At 38.7% G+C, this 4,294-nt stretch carries 4 protein-coding genes and 1 pseudogene; 4 read left to right on the forward strand and 1 reads right to left on the reverse strand.

All coding sequences use genetic code 11. The features are described 5' to 3' along the window. Nucleotides 1-231: 231 nt before the first annotated feature. The 4 genes and pseudogenes from sul2 to DWY57_RS20520 all read left to right on the forward strand — a co-directional run bounded on the left by sul2 (nucleotide 232) and on the right by DWY57_RS20520 (nucleotide 3,209). A complete protein-coding gene (gene sul2, locus DWY57_RS20505) occupies nucleotides 232-1,047 on the forward strand; it encodes a sulfonamide-resistant dihydropteroate synthase Sul2 (protein WP_001043260.1) in 816 nt (271 codons plus the stop codon). Between the two features lies 1 nt (nucleotide 1,048). Then, a pseudogene (locus DWY57_RS20510) lies at nucleotides 1,049-1,549 on the forward strand (IS1595-like element ISBbi1 family transposase); the annotation flags it as partial. Nucleotides 1,550-1,618: 69 nt separating this feature from the next. Beyond that, entirely contained in the window at nucleotides 1,619-2,164 is a 546-nt protein-coding gene (locus tag DWY57_RS20515) for a BRCT domain-containing protein (RefSeq protein ID WP_005807148.1), read from the forward strand. A gap of 220 nt (nucleotides 2,165-2,384) precedes the next feature. After that, nucleotides 2,385-3,209, forward strand: coding sequence for a class D beta-lactamase OXA-347 (locus tag DWY57_RS20520; RefSeq protein WP_004295324.1), 825 nt, complete (start codon nucleotides 2,385-2,387; stop codon nucleotides 3,207-3,209). Nucleotides 3,210-3,411: 202 nt separating this feature from the next. On the opposite strand, the gene erm(F) is transcribed toward DWY57_RS20520, so the two are convergent. After that, the gene (gene erm(F), locus DWY57_RS20525; RefSeq protein ID WP_004295323.1) at nucleotides 3,412-4,212 is read right to left on the reverse strand and encodes a 23S rRNA (adenine(2058)-N(6))-methyltransferase Erm(F); all 801 of its coding nucleotides are present in this window, start codon (nucleotides 4,210-4,212) and stop codon (nucleotides 3,412-3,414) included. Nucleotides 4,213-4,294: the final 82 nt, after the last annotated feature.

Raw genomic sequence — 4,294 nt, forward strand, 5'->3', positions numbered from 1 at the left:
TTTTTGTTGCTCAGGTACTTAAAAAAAATATTTTATAATAGTGTTGCGGAATTAAGGTTTATAATAGTGTTGCGGAATTAAGGTTTACAAATTAAACAGACGGTATTTTGGAGACAAACTCTTTGACAGACTAGTAATTGCGAATATAACAGGTGCATAAACGGATAATCAGAATCTTTAAACATCCTAATTAACTACCTGCGGATTTTAGGTATTATTATAGAAGCCCCCATGAATAAATCGCTCATCATTTTCGGCATCGTCAACATAACCTCGGACAGTTTCTCCGATGGAGGCCGGTATCTGGCGCCAGACGCAGCCATTGCGCAGGCGCGTAAGCTGATGGCCGAGGGGGCAGATGTGATCGACCTCGGTCCGGCATCCAGCAATCCCGACGCCGCGCCTGTTTCGTCCGACACAGAAATCGCGCGTATCGCGCCGGTGCTGGACGCGCTCAAGGCAGATGGCATTCCCGTCTCGCTCGACAGTTATCAACCCGCGACGCAAGCCTATGCCTTGTCGCGTGGTGTGGCCTATCTCAATGATATTCGCGGTTTTCCAGACGCTGCGTTCTATCCGCAATTGGCGAAATCATCTGCCAAACTCGTCGTTATGCATTCGGTGCAAGACGGGCAGGCAGATCGGCGCGAGGCACCCGCTGGCGACATCATGGATCACATTGCGGCGTTCTTTGACGCGCGCATCGCGGCGCTGACGGGTGCCGGTATCAAACGCAACCGCCTTGTCCTTGATCCCGGCATGGGGTTTTTTCTGGGGGCTGCTCCCGAAACCTCGCTCTCGGTGCTGGCGCGGTTCGATGAATTGCGGCTGCGCTTCGATTTGCCGGTGCTTCTGTCTGTTTCGCGCAAATCCTTTCTGCGCGCGCTCACAGGCCGTGGTCCGGGGGATGTCGGGGCCGCGACACTCGCTGCAGAGCTTGCCGCCGCCGCAGGTGGAGCTGACTTCATCCGCACACACGAGCCGCGCCCCTTGCGCGACGGGCTGGCGGTATTGGCGGCGCTGAAAGAAACCGCAAGAATTCGTTAACTTTTCGGTGGCCAGTAAGGAAATCGAGCGAGGCAAGGGTACACGTGGCCGGGGAGCCGAGGGAAAGCAGAACGTTGCGGTGATGGCCGAAAGCACCCCGTTGGAAGATATCGAAACGGGCAAAAAGGAGAAGCATGTGCGTTATTTCAAGGCCAGGGTACTGGATAGCCATCAAAGTGAAGGAATCAACGGCGTGGTCAGGGACTGCATGGAGGATGATGCCATCGTATTTTCGGACAAAAGCACTTCTTACGTTGACATCTCCGATCTGGTGGAATTGCACGTCACCGAGAAATCAGACGCCAAAACCACCAAGGAAACACTCAAATGGGTGCATATCGCAATCAGTAATGCAAAACGGACATTGCTGGGCAACTACCATAAAATCAAAAGGAAATACTTACAGTTGTATCTCAACGAGTTTATTTACAAATTAAACAGACGGTATTTTGGAGACAAACTCTTTGACAGACTAGTAATTGCGAATATAACAGGTGCATAAACGGATAATCAGAAAAATCTATATGAACATTATAATTTAAAACCATATGTCATAAGTTATATTGACACAATGTTATTTGCAGATAAACTTGGGATGCCTAAAAAAATAAAAGATTTAGCAGAGAGTTTGGACTTAGAAGTAACAAATCATCACGACCCAGAATTCGATGCAAAACTTTGTGCTTTAATATTTGGCGAATTGACTGACAAGTATCCAAGTTATCAAGAACTAATAAGAAAAATTGATGACCAGCCTAAAACAAATAATAATTATTTCAATCAACCAAGTGAAGATGTTTTAGAAGAAAATGAAGAGCATTTATCAAATTATCAAATAACTCAAAACGAACTTGAAAACATTGATTTAATAGGAAAAGGAATAGTTATTACGGGCAACTTTTCAATAGAAAGAGAAGAAATAAAAACTTTTCTAATGAAAATTGGTGGACAAATAAAATCAGGAATAACAGGTAAAGTAGATTTTGTTTTTGCAGGTGAAGATTGTGGTTGGTCAAAAATCCAAAAAATAAACGACTTAAACCAATCAAAAAAAGCAAACATTAGAATTTTAAACGAAGCTGACTTAAATTATCTTATCAAAAAATACGGCATATAACATCGCATTGGCAAAATGGCGGGTTAAGTGCCAAACTCAACTTTTGTGCATTTTATTCCGCCGAATGTGTTCCACATTCAGCTTTTTTTAATAATTTAGCTTCTGTGGAAACACATCGGCTACGTCACTGCTAAATTGAACTTTTTGTCCAATTTATCCGCCACTTCGCCAATGCGTTTCCCGTTAGTGGCAACAAAAACAAACGATAATTAGACAATAAATGAAAAATATTTTATTTGTAGTTTTTATTTCAATGATATTTTTATTTGTTTGCTGTAACACAACAACGAATAAAAACATAATTGAAACAGAAATTTCTGATTTTGACAAAATTTTAGATAGTTTTCAAGTAAATGGTTCAATTCTAATTTATGATAACGACAAGAATACTTTTTACTCAAATGACTTTGATTGGGCTAAAAACGGAAAATTACCTGCATCAACATTCAAAATTCCAAATTCTATAATTGCTGTTGAATTAGGCATTATTGAAAATGATACAACTATTTTAAAATGGAATGGCGAGCAGAGAAAAATGGATATTTGGGAAAAAGATTTATCATTTAAAGATGCTTTTAGAATTTCCTGTGTTCCTTGCTATCAGGAAATTGCAAGGAAAATCGGAACAATTAAAATGAAAGAATATTTAGAAAAATTTGAGTATAAAAATATGATTTTTGACAGTTTAACGATTGACAATTTTTGGCTTGAAGGAAATTCAAAAATATCTCAAAAACAACAAATCGACTTTTTAAGGAAATTCTATTTTTCAAAATTTCCAATTTCTGATAGGACAATAAAGATTGTCAAAAATATTATGGAAATTGAGCGAACTGAAAATTACATTTTAAGCGGTAAGACTGGATTAAGTTCGATAGAAGAAAAATATAATGGTTGGTTTGTTGGTTATGTTGAAACAAAATCTAATGTTTATTTTTTTGCAACAAATGTAATTCCGACAGACGGATTGAATGTTGATGATTTTATTTCATCGAGAATTAATGTAACAAAAAATGCGTTAAAGCAAATGAATATAATGAAATGATAAATGCCACTAACATATGGTAGCCGATAATTGCCGGCTTTCGTGCCAACTTGATACTTTGGTGCTTTTAACGAACCGAAGTGCTAAATTGATACGAAAGTGCTGTAAATCCGGCAACTACGGCTACCATTTTTCGTTATGCGGCAGCTTAAAAGACGACACCAAACCAGAAAAATCATCTTGACAACCACCCGACTTTGAACTACGAAGGATGAAATTTTTCAGGGACAACTTCCAGCATTTCCAAAAAACAGTTTACCCATTGACTTGGAGACAAACAAACAATTTGAGCATTAAGGTTTAAACCGAATTTTTCCGAAATTGACCTGACCTGACTTTTCCTGAAAATCGACTTTAAAGCTGTTTTTACAGATAAATCAGGTTTCTCTAACAGACAGGAAATAAATGCTAAGTATTTGGCTTTAAACTTAAAATCAAAAAATAACTGTTTTCTTTTAATGTTTAACAGGGCTGATTTGACAGTTGGCGGTGGAAAGAAACTTTCAGGACCTACCTCATAGACAAGTTTCAAATCAAAAAAAGTATGATAGAAAACGGTATATGGATTGTAAAGCTTCCTCGAAAATAACTTTTGTGTAGGTTCTAACTGAAGGACAATGGAACCTCCCAGAAAATTTCCAAGACTCTCAAACATCAGGATTTTGAAAATATCGGAAGTAATGCCATAAGGAATATTTGACACCACTTTGAAAGGAAATTTCGGAACTGCAAAATTCCTAAAATCACAACCGACAACTTGAACATTTCGGGCATCAGAAAATAATTTTCGTAAATGTTCAACCAAAGCTGTGTCGTTTTCAATAGCAACAACATTGTTGGCGATTTTTAATAAATGAACAGTAAGAAACCCCTTGCCTGCCCCAATATCTAAAACCGTATCCTGATTACTTATATTTGCTTGTCTTATTGCATCTTTTATTAGCACTTTATCAATAGTAAAGTGCTGACCCGTAAAACGAACGGGCAATTTCTTTTTTGTCATTAGTAACTTCTTACAGGTGAATACCCTTAATTCCGCAACACTATTATAAAATATTTTTTTTAAGTACCTGAGCAACAAAAAG

This window comes from Bacteroides sp. AF25-5LB, from assembly GCF_003602965.1.
GTDB lineage: Bacteria > Bacteroidota > Bacteroidia > Bacteroidales > Bacteroidaceae > Bacteroides > Bacteroides uniformis.